At 62.4% G+C, this 22,168-nt stretch carries 25 protein-coding genes and 2 pseudogenes; 16 read left to right on the top strand and 11 right to left on the bottom strand.

What is annotated here, in order from left to right:
• On the top strand, positions 1-463 hold a 463-nt coding region (locus X773_RS70905; protein ID WP_023680343.1), incomplete at its 5' end, for a substrate binding domain-containing protein.
• 173 nt (positions 464-636) lie between these two features.
• Here the strand turns inward: X773_RS70905 and X773_RS70910 are convergent.
• On the bottom strand, positions 637-1,407 hold the full coding sequence (locus X773_RS70910; protein WP_023680344.1) for a slipin family protein: 771 nt from the start codon (positions 1,405-1,407) through the stop codon (positions 637-639).
• A complete protein-coding gene (locus tag X773_RS70915) occupies positions 1,404-2,795 on the bottom strand; it encodes a nodulation protein NfeD (RefSeq protein WP_031213070.1) in 1,392 nt (463 codons plus the stop codon). The genes X773_RS70910 and X773_RS70915 overlap by 4 nt, the downstream gene beginning before the upstream one ends.
• A 205-nt stretch (positions 2,796-3,000) precedes the next feature.
• On the opposite strand from X773_RS70915, the pseudogene X773_RS70920 reads away from it, so the two are divergent.
• Positions 3,001-3,476, top strand: a pseudogene (locus X773_RS70920) (HAD family hydrolase).
• Positions 3,477-3,552: 76 nt separating this feature from the next.
• Here the strand turns inward: X773_RS70920 and X773_RS70925 are convergent.
• The 4 genes and pseudogenes from X773_RS70925 to X773_RS75670 form a co-directional block, all read right to left on the bottom strand.
• Entirely contained in the window at positions 3,553-3,849 is a 297-nt protein-coding gene (locus X773_RS70925; protein WP_023680348.1) for a hypothetical protein, read from the bottom strand.
• A gap of 70 nt (positions 3,850-3,919) precedes the next feature.
• On the bottom strand, positions 3,920-4,510 hold the full coding sequence (locus tag X773_RS70930) for an RES family NAD+ phosphorylase (protein WP_023680349.1): 591 nt from the start codon (positions 4,508-4,510) through the stop codon (positions 3,920-3,922).
• Positions 4,511-4,858, bottom strand: a complete 348-nt coding sequence (locus X773_RS70935; RefSeq protein WP_023680350.1) for an antitoxin Xre/MbcA/ParS toxin-binding domain-containing protein — start codon at positions 4,856-4,858, stop codon at positions 4,511-4,513. It lies immediately after the preceding gene.
• 146 nt (positions 4,859-5,004) lie between these two features.
• Positions 5,005-5,190 (bottom strand): annotated as a pseudogene (locus tag X773_RS75670) (pseudouridine synthase); the annotation flags it as partial.
• A 149-nt stretch (positions 5,191-5,339) separates the two neighbouring features.
• Between X773_RS75670 and X773_RS0139900 the strand changes: the two are divergent.
• The 3 genes from X773_RS0139900 to X773_RS70945 are packed head-to-tail and all read left to right on the top strand — an operon-like array spanning position 5,340 to position 7,897.
• Positions 5,340-5,849 (top strand): hypothetical protein, encoded by a 510-nt coding sequence (locus tag X773_RS0139900; protein ID WP_245274855.1) that lies wholly within the window; start codon positions 5,340-5,342, stop codon positions 5,847-5,849.
• Entirely contained in the window at positions 5,839-7,167 is a 1,329-nt protein-coding gene (locus tag X773_RS70940; RefSeq protein ID WP_023680353.1) for a tetratricopeptide repeat protein, read from the top strand. Before X773_RS0139900 ends, X773_RS70940 begins: the two co-directional genes overlap by 11 nt.
• 10 nt (positions 7,168-7,177) lie before the next feature.
• Positions 7,178-7,897: a hypothetical protein gene (locus X773_RS70945; RefSeq protein WP_156937484.1), complete on the top strand. Its 720-nt coding sequence runs from the start codon at positions 7,178-7,180 to the stop codon at positions 7,895-7,897.
• 154 nt (positions 7,898-8,051) lie between these two features.
• Here the strand turns inward: X773_RS70945 and X773_RS70950 are convergent, their stop codons facing one another.
• On the bottom strand, positions 8,052-8,816 hold the full coding sequence (locus tag X773_RS70950; RefSeq protein WP_023680355.1) for a pseudouridine synthase: 765 nt from the start codon (positions 8,814-8,816) through the stop codon (positions 8,052-8,054).
• Between the two features lie 115 nt (positions 8,817-8,931).
• Between X773_RS70950 and X773_RS70955 the strand changes: the two genes are divergently transcribed.
• Positions 8,932-9,522 carry a DUF922 domain-containing protein gene (locus tag X773_RS70955; RefSeq protein WP_023680356.1) on the top strand — a complete coding sequence of 197 codons (591 nt, stop codon included), beginning with the start codon at positions 8,932-8,934 and terminating at the stop codon, positions 9,520-9,522.
• 38 nt (positions 9,523-9,560) lie between these two features.
• Here the strand turns inward: X773_RS70955 and X773_RS70960 are convergent, their stop codons facing one another.
• Positions 9,561-10,304, bottom strand: coding sequence for an SDR family NAD(P)-dependent oxidoreductase (locus tag X773_RS70960; RefSeq protein WP_023680357.1), 744 nt, complete (start codon positions 10,302-10,304; stop codon positions 9,561-9,563).
• Positions 10,305-10,587: 283 nt separating this feature from the next.
• Between X773_RS70960 and X773_RS70965 the strand changes: the two genes are divergently transcribed.
• The 8 genes from X773_RS70965 to X773_RS71000 all read left to right on the top strand — a co-directional run bounded on the left by X773_RS70965 (position 10,588) and on the right by X773_RS71000 (position 17,952).
• Positions 10,588-11,211, top strand: a complete 624-nt coding sequence (locus tag X773_RS70965) for an NAD(P)H-dependent oxidoreductase (RefSeq protein ID WP_023680358.1) — start codon at positions 10,588-10,590, stop codon at positions 11,209-11,211.
• 134 nt (positions 11,212-11,345) lie between these two features.
• A complete protein-coding gene (locus tag X773_RS70970; RefSeq protein WP_156937485.1) occupies positions 11,346-13,355 on the top strand; it encodes a tetratricopeptide repeat protein in 2,010 nt (669 codons plus the stop codon).
• Between the two features lie 99 nt (positions 13,356-13,454).
• Positions 13,455-13,787, top strand: a complete 333-nt coding sequence (locus tag X773_RS70975) for a metalloregulator ArsR/SmtB family transcription factor (RefSeq protein WP_023680360.1) — start codon at positions 13,455-13,457, stop codon at positions 13,785-13,787.
• Between the two features lie 4 nt (positions 13,788-13,791).
• Positions 13,792-14,484, top strand: a complete 693-nt coding sequence (locus X773_RS70980; protein WP_023680361.1) for an MIP/aquaporin family protein — start codon at positions 13,792-13,794, stop codon at positions 14,482-14,484.
• Positions 14,481-14,903 (top strand): arsenate reductase (glutaredoxin), encoded by a 423-nt coding sequence (gene arsC / locus X773_RS70985; protein WP_023680362.1) that lies wholly within the window; start codon positions 14,481-14,483, stop codon positions 14,901-14,903. The genes X773_RS70980 and arsC overlap by 4 nt, the downstream gene beginning before the upstream one ends.
• A 69-nt stretch (positions 14,904-14,972) precedes the next feature.
• Positions 14,973-15,305 carry a metalloregulator ArsR/SmtB family transcription factor gene (locus tag X773_RS70990; protein WP_023680363.1) on the top strand — a complete coding sequence of 111 codons (333 nt, stop codon included), beginning with the start codon at positions 14,973-14,975 and terminating at the stop codon, positions 15,303-15,305.
• 44 nt (positions 15,306-15,349) lie between these two features.
• On the top strand, positions 15,350-16,732 hold the full coding sequence (locus X773_RS70995; protein WP_023680364.1) for an NAD(P)-binding domain-containing protein: 1,383 nt from the start codon (positions 15,350-15,352) through the stop codon (positions 16,730-16,732).
• The gene (locus X773_RS71000) at positions 16,729-17,952 is read left to right on the top strand and encodes an MFS transporter (protein WP_023680365.1); all 1,224 of its coding nucleotides are present in this window, start codon (positions 16,729-16,731) and stop codon (positions 17,950-17,952) included. Before X773_RS70995 ends, X773_RS71000 begins: the two co-directional genes overlap by 4 nt.
• A 24-nt stretch (positions 17,953-17,976) precedes the next feature.
• Here X773_RS71000 and X773_RS71005 read toward each other — a convergent pair whose 3' ends face one another.
• Both X773_RS71005 and X773_RS71010 read right to left on the bottom strand, forming a co-directional pair.
• Positions 17,977-18,201: a hypothetical protein gene (locus X773_RS71005; RefSeq protein WP_031213090.1), complete on the bottom strand. Its 225-nt coding sequence runs from the start codon at positions 18,199-18,201 to the stop codon at positions 17,977-17,979.
• A 230-nt stretch (positions 18,202-18,431) separates the two neighbouring features.
• Complete coding sequence (locus X773_RS71010; RefSeq protein WP_023680367.1) at positions 18,432-18,797, bottom strand: VOC family protein; 366 nt, start codon at positions 18,795-18,797, stop codon at positions 18,432-18,434.
• On the opposite strand from X773_RS71010, the gene X773_RS78695 reads away from it, so the two are divergent.
• Positions 18,792-19,253, top strand: coding sequence for a hypothetical protein (locus tag X773_RS78695; protein ID WP_245274856.1), 462 nt, complete (start codon positions 18,792-18,794; stop codon positions 19,251-19,253). The genes X773_RS71010 and X773_RS78695 overlap by 6 nt on opposite strands.
• Before the next feature lie 44 nt (positions 19,254-19,297).
• Positions 19,298-20,173, top strand: coding sequence for a sigma-70 family RNA polymerase sigma factor (locus X773_RS71015; protein WP_031213094.1), 876 nt, complete (start codon positions 19,298-19,300; stop codon positions 20,171-20,173).
• A 189-nt stretch (positions 20,174-20,362) separates the two neighbouring features.
• On the opposite strand, the gene X773_RS71020 is transcribed toward X773_RS71015, so the two are convergent.
• The gene (locus tag X773_RS71020) at positions 20,363-21,520 is read right to left on the bottom strand and encodes a sulfite oxidase (RefSeq protein ID WP_023680370.1); all 1,158 of its coding nucleotides are present in this window, start codon (positions 21,518-21,520) and stop codon (positions 20,363-20,365) included.
• Between the last annotated feature and the right edge of the window lie 648 nt (positions 21,521-22,168).

Raw genomic sequence — 22,168 nt, forward strand, 5'->3', positions numbered from 1 at the left:
GGATTCGCGGCTGGTGGCGCGCAAGGTCGCGACACGGCGGCGGCTGCTGTGCGCCGCGCCGTCCTACCTCGCCCGCCGGGGCACGCCGACTGCGCCGGAGGCGCTGCTGGAACACAGTTGCCTGGGCTTCTCGGGTTTCCAGACCTTTCCGGCCTGGGAGATGACCGACAGTTCGGGCCGGCGCGTCAGTATCGAGGTCTCCGGGCCGCTGGTCACCGACGACGCCGAGGTGCTGGTCGAAGCCGCCGTGCAAGGCGTCGGACTGATGATGAGCACGGATTGGCTGGTCGGACGCGAGCTCGCCGACGGCCGGCTGGTGCCAGTGCTGGAGGACTGGACGCTTGCCGACGAGGGCGCCGTCTATGTCGTCATGCCTTCGGCCAAGGGGCAAGCCGCCAAGACACGTGCCTTCGCCGACTGGATCGGCAAACGCTTTGCGCCGGTCCCGCCGTGGCGGAGGTGAGGGTGCTGATCTCCCCCCTTGAGGGGGAGATGTCGCCGAAGGCGACAGAGGGGGTCGCGGCGCGTGGAGCGTCAGCGCCGTCTCTCGTAGAGGAAGGCGTCGGCGATCTATGTGAGACGACCCCCTCTGGCTGCTTCGCGGCCATCTCCCCCTCGAGGGGGGAGATTACGCGCTCAGCCGCCTCCGCCTCCACCACCCTGCTTGATGAAATGACCGAGCAGATCCATCGGCACCGGAAACACGACCGTCGACGAGCGCTCACCGGCGATGTCATGGAGAGCCTCGAAATAGCGTAGCTGCATGGCCTGCGGTGCTTCGGCCAGCATCTTGCCGGCCTCGACGAGCTTTGCCGCCGCCTGCTGTTCGCCGTCGGCATTGATCACTTTCGCACGCCGCAGCCGTTCCGCTTCGGCCTGCTTGGCGATGGCGCGGACCATGTTCTCGTTGAGGTCGACATGCTTGATCTCGACATCGGAGACCTTGATGCCCCAGGCATCGGTGCGCTGGTCGAGAATCTCCTGGATATCGCTGTTGAGCTTGTCACGTTCGGCCAGCATTTCATCGAGCTCATGCTTGCCGAGCACCGAGCGCAACGTGGTCTGTGCCAGCTGGTTGGTGGCGGTCATGAAGTCTTCAACCTGGATCACCGCCCGCTCGGCGTCGACGATACGAAAATACAGCACCGCGTTGACCTTCACCGAGACGTTGTCGCGCGAGATCACGTCCTGCGGCGGCACGTCCTGGACCACCACTCGCAGGTCGACCTTCACCATCTGCTGCACGAAGGGGATGAGGATGATAAGGCCGGGGCCCTTGACCCCGGTGAAGCGGCCGAGCGTGAAGACCACGCCGCGCTCATATTCCCGCAGGATGCGAATGGCCGCGGATAGGAACATGACCACGACGAGCGCTGCTGCCAGATAGGCCACATAACCGATGATCATTGCCTTGCTCCATCGCTTCTCACATTGCGGCGCCGTATCGTCAGCACAAGATCCCTGACATCGGCCACCTCGACGCTGTCGCCCACTGCAAGCGGTTCGTCGGCTTTTGCCCGCCAGCGCTCGCCCCGGGCGAGCACGTGGCCCTCGCTGCCCTGCCAGTCGAGGACCTCCGCCGGCAGCCCCTGCATGGCCTGTGCGCCAACACGCGGAACGTTCTTGCGGGCCGCCCACAGATAGCTGCCGGTCAGCAGCGCCAGGCCGAGCGTCAGGACGGCGGCGGTGCCGATAACGGCCCACGACATCTCGAAGCCGGGCCCCTCGATCCTGAGCAGCATGGCAGCGCCCAGCAGAAACGCAGCCACGCCTCCCAGCCCAAGGACCACAGTCGGGTTCAAGGCTTCGACGACCAGGAAGATGATGCCAAGCAGCATCAAGGCAAGGCCGGCATAGCTGATCGGCAGGAGATTGAGCGCATAGAGTCCGAGCAGAAGGCAAATCGTGCCGATCACGCCGGGCGCGACCGCGCCCGGGCTCGTGAATTCGAAGACGAGGCCATAGACGCCGACCAGCATCAGGATGACGGCGATGTTCGGGTCCGTGATCACGGCGAGAAGCCGGATGAGCCAGCCTGGCTCGAGCGTTTCGACCGGCAGCCCTTTCGTCGCCAATGCCTCTTTCTTGCCGGCGATCTCGACGGTCCGGCCGTCGGCCAGTTGAAGCAGTTCGGTGGTGTCGCGGGCGACGAAATCGATGACATGCTGCTGCAGCGCCGCGCCGGCCGACAGGCTGGCCGCCTCGCGCACGGCCTTTTCTCCCCATTCGGCATTGCGCCCGCGCAATTCAGCCAGGCTTCGGATCAGGGCAACGGCATCGTTCGTCGCCTTGGCGATCATCGCATCGCCCGCGGGTGCGTTCTTCTTGTCCTTGTCCGCCTCGGGGCCATCGTTCTTGCCGCCGGGAAACGATGGCAGCGGCCCGCCCATCTCGATCGGCGTTGCCGCGCCCAGATTGGTGCCGGGCGCCATCGCCGCCAGATGGGTGGCGTAGAGGATGTAGGTTCCGGCGCTCGCCGCGTGCCCGCCGGCGGGCGCGACATAGCCGATGACGGGAACCGGCGAGGCGAGAATGCCGGCGATCATCTCGCGCATGCTGGTGACCAGCCCGCCGGGCGTGTCCATCTGCAGGATGAGAGCCTGGGCGTTTCGGTCCGCGGCCACCGCCAGCGCTTCCTCGAGCTGCCTGGCATTCGCCGGACCGATGGCGCCGTCTATCTCGACGCGCAACACAATTTTCTCCCGGCCGTCCGCCTCTCCGGTTGCGGAAGAGGGACAAACGGCCGCAACAGCCACGAAAGCCGCGGCAAGCAGGACCGCACGCGCGAGTTTCACGCTCAAAGCTCCACATCTAGGAATATGGGCTGGATTTTGCCGAAATCCATGACGCGGCGCGCACACATCGCGCCGGCCCGGCAGGTCGCACAACTCGGCAGCGAGGATGGATCGATTCTCGGGTTTGTGGCGGTACTACCCGGCCTGTGCTTGCGGTCAGCTCGCGCTACGTCCGACCAATCGAAAAGCATCCAGGAGAAAAACAATGCGTATGCAACCCGCTTTCCTGTTCGATCTCGACGGCACGTTGGTCGACAGCGTCTACCAGCATGTGCTGGCCCGGAAGGAGGCGCTCGACGAGGAGGATATCGAGCTGTCGGTCTGGCGCATCCACCGCAAGATCGGCATGAGTGGCGGGCTGTTCGCCAACCAGCTGCTGCGCGAAACCGACATTGAGATCAGCACCGAGCGCGTCGACCGGCTGCGGCGGCGCCATGCCGAAGCCTATCAGCGCCCGGCGAGCCGCATCCGTCCGCTCCCCGGTGCGCGCGAATTGCTGGTCTGGCTGACGAAGGCGGGCATATCGTGGGCGATCGCCACCAGCGGGGGCATCGAGACGGCGTCGGCCTGCTCAGCGGCGGCTACAGCACCGAGGAGCTCCGCCAATCGGGCGCGTTTCGCGTCTATGAAGATCCCGACGACATGCTGCGCCATGTCGACGAAGTCGGCGGCCGCACATGAAGGCGACCGGCGGACTGTCGCCGTCATTCGATCACACCTATGTCTCTTGCGCATTGGAGCCATCTCTAGCGGGCTTCTATTGCGCGGCGTCTTCCTGGATTGTCTGTTCCTGGATTCGGGCGGGTGCCCCGAGACACTGATCGTAGCCGATGGTGCAATTATTCAGACATTCGTTGCGTCCCTTGATGGATCTGACGCTATTGTAGTCGATCGGCACAGCCTGGCATTTCTTCTGGCACGCCTGGTCCTTCTCGGCGCAATTCGTGCCGTGGCCCTTGGGGTACCTCTTCGTGGTCGCTTCAGCGTTCAATGGCATGACGGCCAGCAGCGCCAGCAGCGCCAGCAGCGTCGGTATCAGTCGGAGCATATGCATGGATCCTCCCTTGCGCGTTAGACGCTCTACACTTGGAGGCAATGTTAGCGCGCCACTTCCGCTGGCCGCATCACCCGTGCGGGGGATGGACGGCAGCGGGGCCGCCGCTAGCCCAGGCAGTTTCCCCGTGATCGGTTCTGATCGTCATCGCTCCAGCCGGCAGCCGATCACAAAACGCGACGACGTTCAGGCAGTCATATCGCGCGCTGGGCACGATCAGACCGTCATAATCGAGGAAATGCGCGGCCTCGCCGATGTCTTGCGACCTCGGATATTCGGCGTGCTTTTCCTGATACGAAAGCTGCCCGTAGCGCGCGGTGTCGAGACCAAGGGTCTGCAAGGCTGCCAGGTCGAGCAGTCTGAGCGTCCGGTCCAAAGCGAGATCGATCTCGAAGAGATTGTATCTGACACGCGAAGGGACCACTGGCTGCCCGCGCGTCAGGTGGAATCTCATCTCGCTCAAGGCACCTTCGCGCTCTTGCGAGGTGTAGAGCACGTCGAATGTTCCATCGTCCCAACGGCCGCCGGAGCTCGAGCACTGGATCGGGCTGCGGCCCTGGCGCACCACACGCCAAACCGTTGCGGAGTATTCGACCGGAACTATTGCCTCGATAGCGTCGATGAGCCGGCTATCGCGTCGTTTCCGCCCGGCGATCGCCAACTAGAGAAAGACCTCGTTCTCAAGCCGATCGATGACTTTGAGCACGTCGAGAGCACGGTCGTCGTGAATGAGATCTATCGCCCTTTCACCGTTCAATTGCGGGTGGCGAGCGTAAAGCCAGGTGCGGATATCGCTTGGCTCGTAGAATTCCTGCAGTCGGCCGACGATATAGTGCAGGTCCGATAGAATGAGCTCGCTGCGCGGCTGGGGCTTGATGTCGCCGGCCTTCCACCTCGAAACCGTGGCCTTGGACACGTCGGTGATGTTTGCAATGTCGGTTCCCTTGAGACCGCCAAACGTGCCCAATTCGTCCAGGAATCTGGGAACCGCCCGCAACGCCGTGCTCATGCTTTTCTCTCCGGCTGCCGAGCCACTTCGCGTCGGACCAGCCCTTCAATTGCGCTGTCGCATTTCGGTTTCATAAAAGGAAAATATGAAACAGGAATGTTAATGTCAATCACCCGTTCGGTGCGAAGGCCCCTGGAGCCAGCACTTCAGGCCTGAAGTAGCGCCAGCTCTTCCGCGCTCAGATGGCGTGCCTTGCCTTTGGCAAGCTCGCCGAGCTGCAATTGCCCGATCGCCACCCGCACCAGGCGCAGCACCTCGATATCGTAGGCGCCAAGCAGCCGGCGGATGTGGCGGTTGCGGCCCTCGTCGAGCACGATCTCCAGCCAGGCGGTGCTGGTGCCGCTTCCACTCGATCGAAAATCAATCGCCTGAATTGCTACAGCGCCCTGGTGTCGCCGGTAATGCCACGGGACAATTTGTTTTGTATAGTCCTTGATGCCACGTGGCCGACGATGGTTCGATGACTTGGGAAGGGAAGATCATGCGAAGCGGATTGGCGAAATTCGTCGTGGCGGGTTGCGTCGCCGCTCAGGTCGTCCTGCAAGCGGCGCAGCCGGCGTTTGCCGCGCCGTGCGGCTGGACGGCGAAACTGGAGGAAGAGGAGGGCGGCAAAGTGCTGATGGCGTCGGTCTGCGGCGGATCGAATGGCGGCGCCCAGCTGACGCTGGCCTGTTTCGGCAAGCCGACGCTGAGCTATGATTTGGGCGACAGCGGTCCGCAACTGGAACCCGGCATCGCTTCGTTCGCGTTCAAGGCCGGCGGCAAGGCGGTGACCAAGACGCTTCAACTCGAAGAAATGTACAACACCTTCACCGTGGAATTGAGCAGCACCGACCCGCTGTTGGCCCTGCTGCGCTCCAAGGGCGAGGTCACGGTCGCCTCGGGCAAATATGGCGAGAACAGCTTTCCGCTTGCCGGCTCATCCGCCGCCATCGGCAAGGTGCTGGCCCAGTGCGGCAAAGCCAAGGCTTCTTCCGACAATGACAACTGATGAACCCCTTACATTTCAATTTGAATCGCGCGAGACGTTGGTTGCGAAGATAGAGCGTGATCCCGCTAACCTCGATCCCTGGACAGGGCTTGTCGAACTGGAGGCCGAGGAAAGCAGCCTGGACACCGCGGTGTCGGTTCTCTTGCGGGCAATTGATGCTGTATCCGACAGGGAACAGCTTTGGCGATTTGTCGACAATTTTGTCTGGTTTTGCGGAGTTGCCGAAGGGCCGACTATGGCTTTGAGCGAAGCGAGCGTCCATGCCTTCTACGAGCGGTGGAAAATCGATACGCACCGTAGCGCGCAGACGAGCCTTTTCTTCGCTCAGCAGTTCAAGAAGCTCAATCTCCCTGACTTATGTGCCGAGAACGTTACGCGCGCAGAGGGCGAGGTGCACACCGGGCGGGACTATATCCTGCTTGCCTTGTTCCTGCGCGACAAAATGGAAACGCCGCAGCTGGCTTTGGCCGCCTTGCAACGGGGAATAGCCGCGCACCCGCGCAACGCGATCATCTGGGATTGCGTTGCCGACACACACCGCCTTGGGAACTCGGCGTGGGAGATCGCGGAATCCACCTATCAGTCATTCAAGCAATGCCGCCTCGATGCAACCACAGAAGATGCCTGCGTCGCCTGGGCATCGTTTGGGCTAATGCTCGATGAAATCGGCAACTATTTGTCGGCTGAAAAGGCCTATCGCCGGGCAATAGAAATCGATCCACGCTACCGCTGGGCGACAGGGAAGTTGTCGGGACTGCTCCGTCGCCGGTTCGCCCGCTACCATGAAGCTGAGAAACTTGCGCTGCGGTGCGTTGAAATCGATCCGGAGCACGCATGGTCGTGGTTCAATCTCGGCTTTGTTTATCATCATCATCTGGCCCGTTTCGCCGACGCCAAAAAGGCGTATCAGCGCGCGATCAAACTCAAGCCGGACTATGTTAAGGTGTGGGAGAATCTGGCCGCTCTGATGGCGTTCGAAACAGACGCGCCCATAGAGGCTCAAAAGGCGTTCGACAAGGTGTTCGGACTCTCGGGTGTTTCAGCTTGGACCTATAATCAATACGGTATTTTTCTTCGCGAATTGACAGACCGGTACGACGAGTCAGAAAAGGCCTTGCTGCACGCAATTGAAATGGAGCCAGCAGACTGGTGCCATCGGTTGGCGTTGGCGGTTCTGTATGAGAAGCGCTTGCTGCGGTTCGAGGAGGCTCGCAAATTTCTGCTCGAAGCAAAGGAGTGTGGCGCTCCGATTGACAATATCGATTATCGCTTGGCCTTGATTGCACAACGCCGTCGCCCTCTGAAGGTAGTCAAGTAAAGGAACGGCCGTGAAACGTTTGGTGTGGTCGATTTTTGCCATCCTATTTTCGACATGGGCTCACGCCCATGTTCCACCAACAGGCTCGGCTTATGCGAAGGATTTGTTCGCCAAGTTGGATGAACTTTTGCAGCAGCGCCGGATTGAAGGCAAATTGCCAAATCTTGAAGATCCAACGGACCGGGATCTACTGCACAAGATTTGGGACGGCGGGGCTTTGATAGGTTCGCCGCCATACGATGAGGGCGACCTGGTAGCACTGTCTTTCGTAATGGACAGAAGTCGGTCGCTACTCGCGCTCTATAGCCAAAATAGCTCATTGCCTCTGCAGGATGAAGCTACGCAGACATTCGCGCTTTTGATTCGGGCTGCTGCCGCTTCGCAGATAGCTTTCAATGATTTCCTAGCGCACCAACCTAACGCTGCCGAAATGTTGCGCCCCAACGGAGCCAAAGCTCGAGGAGGCATAGAGAAAATGTTTCGTGGCGCCTCGATTTTTCTGGCTGACCCGGCTCTGAAGGAGGGAAACAAGATAGTTCTTGTTGAATCGCTGAGAGCAGATGGTCCCTATCTCGCGCAGAGCATCTCTCCAGACCATCGCCAGGCCCTGATCGATTTGTTTGTCCCGTTGGTTGGCCAGCTTCCCATGCCTGCCCAAGAATCGCTCAAGATTTTTATGCAGGAAATCAACGCCGCCGGCTGCGATCTGTGGTGTGCTGACGGAATGTAATACCGATAGACATTGATATCGGTCGAACCCGTGTGAGCGGTCGGTCAGGAATATCCGCCAGGAGTCGAAAGCGACTCTTGTCCGCCCGCGCTGCTTGCTGCGTCACGTGGGCTTCGACTGGCAGCTGCCTGACTATCGAGTCGCCGCCAGCCGGCTAGGCCTGAAGCATCGCCAGCTCTTCCGCGCTCAGATGGCGTGCCTTGCCTTTGGCAAGCTCCCCGAGCTGCAATTGGCCGATCGCCACCCGCACCAGGCGCAGCACCTCGACATCGTGGGCGGCGAGCAGCCGGCGGATATGGCGGTTGCGGCCCTCGTCGAGCACGATCTCCAGCCAGGCGGTGCTGGTGCCGCCGCGCAGCAGCTCGATCGAGCGGGCCGTCAGCAATTCGCCGTCGACGGTCGCGCCGGCGCGCAACCGCGCCAGCATGGCCTCGTCGGGCAGCGCGCCGATCTGCACGTGATAGGTCTTGGCGACATGCGAGGCGGGATCGAGCAGGCGCTGCGCGAAGCGCGTGTCGTTGGTCATCAACAGCAGGCCTTCGCTGGCCTTGTCGAGGCGGCCGACCGGCGAGACGAAAGGCAGGTCGAGGCCTGCCAGGCAATCATAGACGGTGCCGCGGTCCTGCGGGTCGTCGCGAGTGGTGACCAGCCCGCGCGGCTTGTTGAGCATCAGATAGACCTTGCGCTCGGCGGCGACGCGGCGGCCGTCGACCTCGATGCGATCGCGGCCTGGATCGACGCGAATCGAGCCGTTGCGCACGATCTTGCCGGCGACCCGCACGCGCCCCTCGGAAACCAGAAGCTCGGCCTGCTTGCGCGAGCACAGGCCAAGCTTCGACAGCGCGCGACAGAGGCTGACGCCGGGAGGCTGGGACCCGGGGGCAGGGCGTTGCCGGGCAATGTTCGGTCGCGGCGACATGATGTTGCCTGTGGATTCTTGTATACGAGCATCCCACTATAGCCGGCCGCCGGCTATGTCCACGGAAGGGAACTGCATATCGTTTGCGTCGTGCGCAGCGGCTGCGAGGACTTGCATGAAAACAGCCATTCGCCTTTGCCTGCTGCTCGCCTTGTTGCCGACATCGCCGGCGCATGCCGGCTGGCAGGCAGTCGAAAAGGTCGAGACCTATGCCATCTCGGGGCAATCCGGGCCGGAACTCTACGTTTCGATCGGCGGGCGCGGGCCGCTGCTCGGCGAACGCCGCGTCATCGCGCATACCAATTTCAAGCTGACCTGGGTGAGGGACTACAAGCCGCAAGGCGACGCCTGCGTGCTGGTGTCGGCGCAGCCGAAGCTGATCATCACCTACACCTTGCCGAAGCCGGCCGCGCAGCTGCCGGGCGCAATCCAGAAGAACTGGGAGGTTTTCGCAGCCGGCCTCGCCGCTCACGAGAAGGTGCATGGCGCCAGCATCGTCGACATGGTGCACAAGATCGAGGCGGCCACCATCGGCCTGACCGTCGCCGATGACCGTGGCTGCAGCAAGATCAGGATCGAAGTGACGAGACGGCTCGCCGGAATCTCGCAGGCACAACGGCAGGCGAGCCGCGATTTCGACCGGGTCGAATTCGGCCCAGGCGGCAAGTTGCGGCAGCTTGTGTTCACGCTGATGACCGGCGGATGACGCTGCGGGGGCGGCGCAGGGCACCACCTTTGCGGCCCTCACGCCTGTTCGGTCGGATAGAGCGTCAGGATGTTGACGTTGACTCTTGGCGGCTGCGTCACCGCATAAAGGATGGCGGCGGCGATGTCCTCGCTTTCCAGCTGCTCCATGTCGCCCAGCCTTTGCTCGACCGCCTGGCGCACATCGGCGCGCATATTCTGGGTGAACTCGGTCTTGACGGCGCCAGGCTCGATGCAGGTGACGCGGATGCCGTCTTTGCCGATCTCGCGACGCAGCGATTCCGCCATCGCGCTCACCGCGTGCTTGGTGCCGGAATAAACCACCGAAGGGTGGATATAACGGCCGGTGCCCGACGAGACCACGACGATGTGGCCGGCGCCTTGCCGCTGCATCGACGGCAGTGCCGCATGGATCGGATAAAGCAGGCCCAGGATGTTGACGTCGACCATCCGGCGGTATTCTTCCGGTGTCGTGTTGCGGAACGGCGCGGCGACGCCGACGCCGGCAACCGCAAGCAGCATGTCGAGCCGGCCGTACTCCTGCTGGACCCGCTCGACCATCGCCGTGGCTTGCGTTTCGTCGGTGACGTCGACGGCAATCGGCAGTGCCGCGCTGCCGGTCTCACGGATCCGCCTCGCCAGGTCGTCCAGGCGCTCGGTGCGCCGCGCGGCAATCACCAGCGTGGCGCCCTCGGCCGCCAGCGCCAAGGCGGTGGCCTCGCCGATGCCGGAAGAGGCGCCCGTCACCAAGGCGATCTTGCCGCTCAGTTTTCCTGTCTGCATCTTTTTCTCCTGACGCTTTGGACACGCCGTGAAGCTAGGGCGCAGGCTTTCTGGAACAATGCTGATCGAAAAACCGAATCCACTGTTAGGGGTTTTGGCCCCAGCAAGCTCACGTCTGCGCACGAACGGGCCTTGACGCGACCGGAGGTGTTGCGTCTTGATACGGGGCTGCGGGGCGTCGCATGAAAACAGCTGATCGACTACGTCTGCGGGTGGCTTGTTTGCATGCGACGCTTGCATGCACCCCCGCGATCCTCTCGCGACCGACAGGTCTGAGCGCCAGATGAAGGTCCTCGTCGTCCATTGCCATCCCTGCACCGACAGCTTCAACGGCGCGGTGCGCGACACGGTGCTGGAGACGCTTGCCGAAAGCGGCCACCAGGTCCACCTGCTCGACCTCTATGCGACCGGCTTCGATCCAGTCATGCGCACGCGGGAATGGCGCGGTTACCACGACAAGGCGGCGAACCTGCAACCGGTGCACGAACATGCGCAGGAGCTGCTCTGGGCGGAGGCGGTCGTCTTCATCTATCCGACCTGGTGGTATGGCCTGCCGGCGATGCTGAAAGGTTGGCTGGAGCGTGTGCTGGTGCCGGGCTTCGCTTTCGAGATGCCGACGGCACGACGCGGCCCGCGGCCCAAATTGCGGCACATACGCCGGGTGATGGCAATGACCACATGTGGCGCCACGCCGCTGATGTCGTGGATCATGGGACAGCCCGGCCGGCGGACCCTGCTGCGCGGCTTCCGCTCCGTCTGCCATCCGCTGTGCCGGACCAAATTCCTGGCGCTCTACCGGATGGACAGCGTCTCGGCCGCCGGACGCCAGGCGCATCTGCAGCGGGTCAGAAAAGCGGTTGCCGGCCTTGGTCGCGCTGATGCGGTCGCCGCCACAGTGCCTGGCTGATTTGGACCAGGCGAGCCGCCGCTGTCTCCGCCGAATGTCACGGGCGGGTGTCGGTTTGGCAAAGGTCAAAAAAATCAAGTCTCACCTTGACCCAAGAATGGTTGCAGTGTTGGGTTGCAAAGATCAAGGCCTTCTTGATCAAGCGCACTGCGATGCAAATAAACGACATGATCCGTGAGCCGATGATTCGAAAATGGCATAGGTCTTTTTGTCGGTCGCTGCTGCGTGGGCTCGTGGTCTTGTTTGCCCTGAGCGGCCCAGCTTTGGCTGCCAGCAGCGATTGTGTCGGGGACGACGAGGCCGATACGGCTCGGCGAATTGCCGCTTGTACACTCATGATAGAGGATGTGACGGAGCCCGCCAGCAGCCGTTTGACGGCCTATTTCAAGCGCGGCGTCGCCTGGGCGAGGCAGAATGATTATGATCGCGCCATTGCCGATTTCGATAAGGCGATCAGCCTCGATCCGGAAGATGCCAGTGCTTATTACTACCGAGGCATCACCTGGGCACTCAAGAGCGACGCTGATCGCGCTATCGCCGATTTCGACCAGGCGATCAGCCTCGACCCGAAGAGCGATGCATACCGCATCCGAGGCTCTGCCTGGCTCGACAAAGGCGACAACGACCGAGCTATTGTCGACTACGATCAGGCCATCAGCCTCGAGCCCCAGAATGCCGGAGCTTATGGCGACCGGGGCCTGGCCTGGGCACGCAAGGGCGACAACGACCGCGCTATCGCCGATTTCGGCCAAGCGATCAGCCTCGATCCCCGCGACGGCCGAACTTATAACAACCGAGGTCTCGTGTGGAAAAGGAAGCGGGACTACGACCGTGCCATCGCCGATTATGACCAGGCGATCAGCCTCGATCCGAAGGAAGCCAGCGCCTACGACAATCAGGGCATGGCCTGGCTACTCAAGGGCGACTATGACCATGCCATTTCCGATTTCGGACAGGCGATCAGCCTCGATCCGAATGTCGCCGGAGTCCATCATCATCGAGGCATGGCCTGGTCACTCAGAGGCGATTCTGACTACGCCCTTGCCGACTACGATCAGGAAATCAGCCTCAATCCGAAGAACGCCCGTGCCTACCTCGATAGAGGCCTGACTTGGACAATCAAAGGCGATTACAATCGTGCGATCGCCGACTACGACCAAGCGATAAGCCTCGACCCGAAAGACGCCAGTGCCTATGGCAATCGAAGCCGGGCCTGGAAATATAAGGGCGACTACGACCGCGCCATCGCCGACGCCGACCAGGCGATCAGTCTCGATCCGGAACGCGCCAGTGCCTTCTACAACAGAGGCAACGTTTGGGCTGACAAAGGCGACTATGACCGCGCCATCGCCGACTTTGACCAGGCGATCGGCCTCGATTCGAAAGACCCCAATGCTTACGACGATCGAGGTACGGCTTGGGCACACAAAGGCGATGACGACCGCGCGATTGCCGACTTCGATCAGGCAATCCTGCTCGACCCGAAACACGCCAGTGCCTACAGGAAGCGCGGCTGGATATGGGACAAGAATGGCGAATACGACCGCGCCCTCGAGGACTATGGCAAAGCAATTGGGCTCGATCCGAAATATGCCCATGCTTATCTCAGCAGAGGTCTCGTCTGGTCAATAAAAGGCGAATACGCACGTGCAACGGCAGATTACGACCAGGCAATCAGCCTCGATCCGACGATTGTCTACGCCTATTTGGGCCGGGGTATCGTCCATTTCTACTCCGGTGCGATGGAGAAAGCCCAAGCCGATTTCGCGCAAGCCGCCACAGTCAAACCAGAGGATGCGTATGTTGCGATCTGGCTCGATTTTGCCGAGCGTCGCAATGGCGCAGCAGGGCATTTGCAGGAAGCGACCAAGAAGCTCGACATGACGCGATGGCCGGCGCCGGCTGTTCGAATGCTGCTTGGCGAGCAGACTCTCGCCGCGACAATTGCAGAAGCCGACGACCCTGATGCGATAAAGAAACGCGGAAACCTGTGCGAGACAAATATGTTCAGCGCCGAGCTGAGCCGACTGCAGGGGCACAGCGATGAAGCTTTGCGGCTCTATCGGCTCGCCGCCAGCGATTGCCCCAATAACTCCTACGAATTTGTTGCCGCCAACGCAGCCCTGCGCGAGCTGTCGCCTTAGCTGCCGCCGCTACGGATTTCCCCGCCTTCGGTGAGATTTCGTTTCTCAACACAGTCTTCGCGCGTTGACTCTATTCCCAATTTCTGGAAATCTGGAAGTATGGACAAGACACTCGCACTTTCGGCGCTTGCCGCGCTCGGCCAGGAGACCCGGCTGGACGTTTTTCGCCTTTTGGTGCGGGCTGGAGCCGACGGCGTGCCGGCGGGCGAGATCGCCACGCGGCTCGCCGCATTTCCGAATACGATGTCGGCTCATCTCAAGATACTGTCGCATGCCGGCCTGGTGCGGACCGAACGGGAGGGCCGCAGCGTGCGCTACTTCGCCGACATGACCAGGTTTCGCGATCTGCTGGCCTACCTCATGGAGGATTGCTGCAACGGCGCGCCGGAACTTTGCCAGCCTGTCATCCAGGCCGTGACCTGCAACTGCTAGCCAGATGAGCTCCGGCAATCTTCCCCGCCGCCTTGTTGCCGAAGCCCTCGGCACGGCTCTTCTGGTCGCCACCGTGGTCGGTTCCGGTATCATGGCCGATAAGCTGACCGACGAGGTCGCACTCACCTTGCTCGGCAACACCTTGCCGACCGGGGCGATCCTGGTCGTGCTCATCACCATATTCGGACCGATATCCGGAGCGCACTTCAACCCGGCGGTGACGCTGGTATTCGCGCTTCGACGCGAGATCGAAACGAACGCAGCGCTGGCTTACGTCGCCGCCCAGATTGCCGGCGGCATCGCTGGAACGTTGCTCGCGCATGCGATGTTCGAACTGCCGATCCTGCAAGTGTCGGCGACGGTGCGGACCGGAAGCGGGCAATGGATTGCGGAGCTGGTCGCCGGCTTCGGGCTGGTCTTCACCATCCTCGCCGGCCTGCGTTCCCGTCCGGATTCGATCCCCTGGCTGGTCGGGCTCTATATCACCGCCGCCTACTGGTTCACCGCATCGACATCCTTCGCCAATCCGGCCGTCGCCATCGCCCGTGCGTTCTCCAACACTTTTGCCGGGATCCGCCCCGCCGATCTGCCGGGCTTCATCGGCGCCGAACTTTTGGGCGCGTTGCTCGCCATGGCATTGGCAGGGTGGCTGCTCGCCCAACCGAAACCAGCCGGACAGATGAAAGCTGCGCAATGACCATCACCATCTATCACAACCCCGATTGCGGCACCTCGCGCAACACGCTGGCCATGATCAGGCAGTCCGGCGAGGAGCCTGAGGTGGTCGAATATCTGAAAAATCCGCCGTCGCGCGAAAAGCTCGTCGAGCTGATCGCAGCGATGGGCATGACGCCGCGCCAATTGCTGCGCGAAAAGGGCACGCCCTATGCCGAACCTGGCCTGGGCGACCCGAAGTGGAGCGACGACGAGATCCTCGATTTCATGCTGGCGCATCCGATCCTGATCAACCGGCCGATCGTGGTGACGCCGCTCGGCACCATGCTCGCCCGACCATCCGAAGCCGTGCTCGATATCCTGCCCAATCCGGATATCGGCCCGTTCACCAAGGAGGACGGCGAGGTGGTCATCGACGCCAGCGGCAAGCGCGTCGTCTAGATATCGCCTTATTTCGATCTTTGTCGAAATTCTCTTGACGTGCAGCGATTCTGGAAATAGCTTATTTCCATGAAACTCGAAAAAGCAGCCTCGCAACTTGAAGCCCTCGGCAGCCCGACGCGGTTGCAGCTCTATCGGACGCTGGTGCGGGCGGGCGATGAGGGGCTGCCGGTCGGACGCGTCCAGGACAGGCTCGGCATCGCCGCCTCGACGCTGTCGCATCACCTAAAGCGGCTGGTCGACACCGGCCTGGTGACACAGGAGCGCCAGGCGACGACGCTGATCTGCCGGGCCAACTATCCCGCCATGAACGGGCTCATCGGATACCTCGCAGACGAATGCTGCGCCGACGCCACCTGTGCGCCGGCATCGGCGGAAGCGACGGCCAAGACGGCGGCGTGATTTTTTTGGCAGTATAATTCGAAACTACCGGAAGGATAGAAGACATGGAGATGATCGAAAAACTCCCCGTTGCGGTGATCGGCGCCGGGCCGGTCGGTCTGGCGGCAGCGGTCCACCTGATCGCGCGGGGCATTCCTGTCAAAGTCTACGAAGCCGGCAATGCGGTTGCATCCAATCTCAGGGATTGGGGCCATGTCCGTGTGTTCACGCCCTGGCGCTATTGCGTCGATCAGGCGGCCAGAAACCTGCTCGAGGCGCATGGCTGGCGGATGCCTGAGCCCGAGGCATTCCCAACCGCGGACGACCTCGTCGCGGATTATCTCGAGCCGCTTGCAAAGCTTCCGCAATTGTCGCCGTCGATCGAAACCGGCGCCCGGGTCGTCGGCATTTCGCGCTGGGGCGCCGACAAGGTGCTGAGCAAGGGACGCGAGAACCGGCCGTTCATGCTGGCGGTCGAGACTGCCGATGGTACAAGACGCGACAGCGCACGTGCCGTCATCGATGCTTCGGGAACCTGGCAGATGCCGAACCCGCTCGGCGCCGGCGGAATTCATGCCGAAGGCGAAGCCGAGTTTGCCGACCGCATCGCCTACGGCATCCCCGATATTCTCGGCCGCGACCGCAGCCTTTATGCGGGGAAGACGACGCTGGTCGCTGGCTCCGGCCATTCGGCCGCCAATGCGGTGCTGGATCTCGCCAGCCTGGCAAATGTGGAGGCCGGCGCCGCTTTCATCTGGACAACGCGCGGCACCGACCTGGTGCGCATCTACGGTGGCGGTGATGCCGACCAATTGCCGGCACGCGGCGAACTCGGCGCCGAAGTGCGCGAACTCGCCGAGAGCGGCGGCGTCAGGCTGGTGACGGGCTTTGCGGCTGTTTCGATCCGCGATGCCGACGGCCGGCTGGTCGTCGAAGGCCAGACCAGGGACGGCTTGCAGGCGCTTGGCCCGGTCGACCGCATCATCGCCGCGACCGGACAGCGCCCGGATCTGTCGCTGACCCGTGAGCTTCGGCTCGAGCTCGATCCATGGCTGGAAAGCGTCAAGGCACTGGGACCGTTGATCGATCCCAACGAGCACTCCTGCGGCGACGTGCCGCCGCACGGCCACCGTGAGCTCAGCCATCCAGAGGAAGGGTTCTACACAGTCGGCATCAAGAGCTATGGTCGCGCGCCGACCTTCCTGCTGCTGACCGGTTATGAGCAGGTCCGCTCGGTCGCGGCGGCGATCGCCGGCGACATGGTGGCGGCCGACAATGTCCAGCTCGTGCTGCCCGAGACCGGCGTCTGCACCGTGCCGCGGATCGGCATTGCCGACAAGGGGTGCTGCGGCGGTCCGGCGCCGGCAGCGGTGGATGCGTGCTGTGTCGCCGACGCCAAGGCGAAGGCGGTCGGCAAAGGCGGCTGTGGCTGCAGCGTCGCGGCATGAGTCTTTCGCCGCCTTCGCCGGCCATCCTGCGCAGCCGCGGCGCGATCATCACCGCGCTTGGCCTGACGCAGATCATGGCGTGGGGTTCTTCCTACTATCTTCCCGCGGTCATCGCGCCGGCAGTCTCCTCCGATACCGGCTGGCCGCTGGCATGGGTTGTCGGCGGCCTGTCTCTTGGCTTGCTTGTGGCCGGATTGATCTCTCCGCGCGTCGGGTCGTCGATCGAGCGGCATGGCGGCCGCAACGTCCTGGCGTTCAGCGCCGGATGCATCGGGGTCGGCCAGGTTGGGCTGGCCGTTGCCCCCAACCTTGCGGCCTATATCGCTGCCTGGCTGGTCATCGGCCTGGGCATGGGGGCGGGGCTCTACGATGCCGCTTTCGCAACGCTTGGCCGCCACTATGGCCACGGCGCGCGCTCCGCCATCACCATGCTGACGCTGTTCGGCGGCCTTGCGAGCACCATCTGCTGGCCGATCTCAGCCTTGCTGCTGGGGGAGGTCGGCTGGCGCGGCACCTGCCTGGTCTACGCCGCCTTTCAGCTGGCAATTGCGCTTCCGCTCTATCTGGTGATCCTGCCCCGGGAGGCGCCGCAACCGGCAGTCAAACCGGGAGTGAAGGAGGCGGCACCCATTCTCGACAACGAAGCCGATCCGTCGATCATAGTCGTTCTGGCCGCGACCCTGACACTCGCCGCGGTGATCTCGTCGACACTATCGGTGCATCTGCTCACAATCCTGCAAGGCAGCGGCATGGCGCTTGCCGCAGCCGTCGGGCTCGGCGTGCTGGTTGGCCCGTCCCAGGTGGCGGCCCGCGCGATCGAGATGATGATCGCGCGCTACCACCATCCGATTTTCACCAAGTTTGCCTCGGTTACGTTTGTGGCGATCGGCGTTTCAGCGCTCTGGGCCGGCATGCCGATCATCCCGCTGGCGCTCGGTTTCTACGGCGCGGGCATCGGCCTCGAATCCATCGCGCGGGGAACGCTGCCGCTCGCGCTGTTCGGCTCGAACGGCTACGCGAGACTGATGGGCCGCCTCGCCATGCCGAGCCTGATCGCCCAGGCGGCGGCACCCTCGGCCGGAGCATTGCTGCTGGAGCGCTTCGGCCCGCACGGGACGTTGGCCGCGCTTTCCGGCCTGGCGCTGGCCAACGTCATCCTCGCATGCGGCTTGGGCTGGCGGATGCTCCGCCGGCGGCAATCGCAGGTTCAAACCCGATAGGATTTTGACCTGCGTTCAGCGCCTTCAACTGGAGAGCGGGAGATCTTCCAAGGGATCGACAAGGAAGGACGCGGCGATCAGATCGTCCGCGTCGAGGCGCAGTGAGCCTTTGGCGCCGCCCATAATGGCGGCAACCTTTTGAAATGTCTTGATCTCATGCTCGGTAATCTGGGCACTTTGCATTCTGGATTTGAGGTCAGCGACGCGCAGCCCCAAACTGTGGGACATTCCGATTTTACGGTTCGACATGGTAAGATGCTCCTCCCCGGCCCATGTTTGTTTTGCCACCCGCCCTTATTCGTATTTCCTCCGCTTGCCTAAATATGAGGCATCGCGATACAGCGCCCGAACGCCCGATGCAAGGGAAGGTTCCGGCGCGCAGAGGTCACGAAATAATAATACGAAGGAAGTACGGCCGATGGTCCGGCCGGAGGTAGGACTTAGGTACGACGCCCCGCCGGACAGAGGGCTCCGGTGCCTTATCGGCTGGCGAGGACCATGCGGTTGCCTTCGCTGTCGCGAAACTCCGCCACCGTGCGCCCCGGCTGCCACGGCGCCTCATGCGCTTCGGTGATGATCTCGACGCCGCCCGCTTTCATGGCCGCGATCATTGCCCCGACATTTTCGTCGACCAGCACCAATACCGGCTCCGCGCCGGGAGCGTCGTCGGCGCGCCTGACAAAATGCAGGTTCGTCACGGCATGCGGAAATGCCAGCTCGATCCAGCGCCAGCCGCCATCACCCATCTTCTGGTCGGCCATGACCTGGCAGGCGAGATGCCTGGTGTAGAACGCCTTGGCGCGGTCCTGCTCGAACACCGGAAGCTCGGCAAACTGGATATGCATGATCGTCTCTCCTGCTTGATGGCAGCCGCGCAGCCGCCCACGCGGGAAAGACGATGCGGGCAACCGAAAAGATTCTTCGGCAAGGAGAATCTTTTCAGCGCAGCCGGTCGTCCTTCGTTCATACCAACCAGTCAGGAGACGACCATGAACTACGCGCTCATTCGATACGGTGTGAAGCAAGCCGACCTGGAAGATAACCGCGCGCTGGTCGAAAAAGTGTTCGAAGCGCTTGGCGAGGCGGCACCGCCGACGGTGCGTTATCTCGTGCTCGAGCTGGACGACGGCTCGTTCGTCCACATCGTCGGCCAGGACGGCGATTCCTCGGCGTTGACCGGGCTTGCGGCCTTCAAGGCGTTTACGGAAAACCACGCCCAGCGCCGTTCGACCCCGGCAATGCGATCGCCTGTCAAAGTCATCGGCAATTACCGTATGCTGGCGGATCAGAAAGCCGGGTAGCGCCTGCCATGCCGCTCGCGCAGAAATGGGATGCTACGCCGAAAATGAACAGGGCGACTTTGGAGGTGATGCTCGTCGGGTTGCGGCCAAGGCTGCATCGCTACTGCGCGCGTATGGCCGGCTCAGTGATCGACGGCGAGGACATCGTCCAGGAGGTGCTGATCAAGGCGCTGCAGGCGATCGACGGGGGTGCGATCGTCGAATGTCCCGAGCAATGGCTGTTTCGCATCGCCCACAATGCCGCGCAGGATCACCTGCGGCGGCGCAATCGGGAAAGGTCGCGCATGACCGAGGCCGACATGAGCGTCATCGAGGATCCCTCCGGCAGCGCCGACAGCCGGCTCGCCGCCCAGACCAGCCTGCGCTCCTTCATGCAGCTTTCGGTGCCGCAGCGCAGCGCTGTGATCCTGGTCGACGTGCTCGGCCTCAGCCTGCATGAGACCTGCGAAGTGACCGGCGCGACGCTCGCCGCCACCAAGGCCGCGCTGCATCGCGGGCGGGCGCAGCTCAAGGTGCTGGCGCTGCAGCCCGAGCAGGCGCTCGCGCCGAGGCTCGACGCCGATGACGAGCGCCGGCTGCGGCGCTATGTCGACCTGTTCAACGCGCGCGACTTCGACGCTTTGCGGGCACTGATCGCCGAGGACGTGCGGCTCGACGTCGTCAACCGCGTCCGCCTGCGCGGCAAGGCCGAGGTTTCGACCTATTTCGGCAATTACGACCGTATCAGCGACTGGACATTGTCGCTCGGCGTGGTCGACGGCAGGCCGGCGATCCTCATCCGCGACCCGCAGGCGGCCGACGGCGCTGTGCGCGGCTTCATGCTGGTCGAATGGAGGGACGATCAGGTCATCCAGATCCGCGATTTCCGCTATGCGCCCTGGTGTCTGGTCGACGCGGAGATTGAAACGGTGGACGGGTGAGTAGAAGGCTGGAATGGTGCGAAGATGGCGATCAGGCAGCCTCCTCCTTGGGTGACCCAAACGCAATTGCCACATGGCAGCACGTTCTTAGAGCGGTTCCGGTTCTCTTGGAACCGGTAACTCGCTCTAACTATCTGTTTTGCCGCATTTATGCGGACGCCAAATGACTCCATTTGGCGGCAAAATCCTCTAGCCGATACGCACGCGGCGCGTCACCTGGCCATTGCTTTCCCAGTATGTGTGTTTCTTGGCTATCAAGGGATCGTCCATCGCCGGTTGAATTTGTCCTGTGGTGCCGACCGCGCGCGAGGTCACCGTGTGTTCTCCAGGAGAGGGATTTGCCCAAGCCAGGGACCATATTTTCCAAGCGTGTTCGGCCTCCTCACTGTGGTCAATGGTCGCTGGTGTCCAAGGCCCTTGATCGATTTGCACTTCGACCCGGTCGATCGGCGCCCCCCAGGCTGCCCCAACGATGCGGTAATCTGAATCTTTCCGGGTAACCTTCGCAGGCGCGGACTTTATCAGCGCTCGCCCGACTGACGTCTCGGCCCATACGGTCTCGCCGTTGTGGTCCTCCTCCCGGATGGTGACATAGTCACGGGCCATCAGAAGGCTCATGAACCGCGTATCGCGAACCTCGATGCGCTTTAGCCACTTGACGTTGGCGATCCCGTACCAGCCTGGCGCAATGAGCCGTACCGGGAAGCCATTGGGCGCCGGCAAGGCGGCCCCGTTCATTTCATAGCAGAGGAGATTGTCGGGGTTCATCGCGTCGGCGAGCGACATGCTGCGAGCGAAGTTCTGCTGCATCTTGACGTCGCGTATCGGGATCTCGCCTGTGTCGGTACCGAAAAAGACGACCTCGATGCCCTTCTCCAGAACGCCGGCTTCCTCGAGGATCGGGGCGAGCGGCGTCCCTGCCCAGCGAGCATTGCCGATGCCCCCGGTGAAAAAGGGGAACCCGTGGTTGCCCGAGCATTCCACTGTGAAAACGACCTCCTGCCGCGGTCGCGCCCTGATGTCGGCGAGCGTTAACTCCAGGGGCTTCTTAACCAGGCCTCCGATCTCCATCGACCATGTCTTCTCGTCGATCGTTGGTCGGTTGAAATGGGAGATGCTGAAGAACTTGTCGTTTGGCGTTATCCAGCTATCCAAATCCTCCCAGACAAGCTGCTTCTGGATACCCGCCGGATCGGGATTTTCGGTCGGCTGATCCAGCCATGGAATAACTTCCTCGTTCGGCCGTGTTGGAAAAGCGTAAGCCCGGCGCGAGGTATAGAGAGCAGCAATTGCGGCAAGAGCCGCGCTTCCTTGAACAAGAAGTTCTCTGCGCTGAAAATCAGGCATGTTGTTTACCTCCCAGTTGATCCGGAACGGGCTGCAACGTGCCTTAGGCCGTAGCCTGATCACGGATAGGCGACACAATGTGAGGTCTGCCCACCCGGAAGTATCCGGGTAGGTCAGACAATCACCGACGCAAGTCAAGCATGTGAAGCGTTGCACGAAACGCCAGCTCGCGTTTCGCACGCTAAGAGTGCGCCTTTGAGAAGGAACTGTCCACAACTTGGACGGGACATGATGATGATTGCAGCATTCCATGCCGATTTCCTGTCCTGCCAAAATGGTTGCTGCTCGGATCGCTGCCGAACGCCCGCTTCTGGGTCATTTCGGGACCTTCGTGGGTTCTCGTCGAACCGGTGTTTCCTGCCGGCCCGTGGGTTGGCCGTGCGGCCGGCACCGCCCTGATCGCTTGGGGCGGCGCAACGCTTTTGGTCTGACGACCAGGGCTGCCTCGAATGTCGCATTTGCAGGTGGAGGGCGGGCCCGGGCGGCACATCAAAACCAGTCTGCATTACGAGGTGGCCAGCAACCAGGCCGCCTGGCTTGGGCGCGGCAGATCATTCACACGTGAACCATTCGCCAACAGTTGTGTGCGTCAAGTTCTGCAAAATGGCGTGGCATTGCGGTGACGTCGGCGTGTCCGCCGCGCAGCCC

This window comes from Mesorhizobium sp. LSJC280B00, assembly GCF_000502835.1.
Taxonomy (GTDB): domain Bacteria; phylum Pseudomonadota; class Alphaproteobacteria; order Rhizobiales; family Rhizobiaceae; genus Mesorhizobium.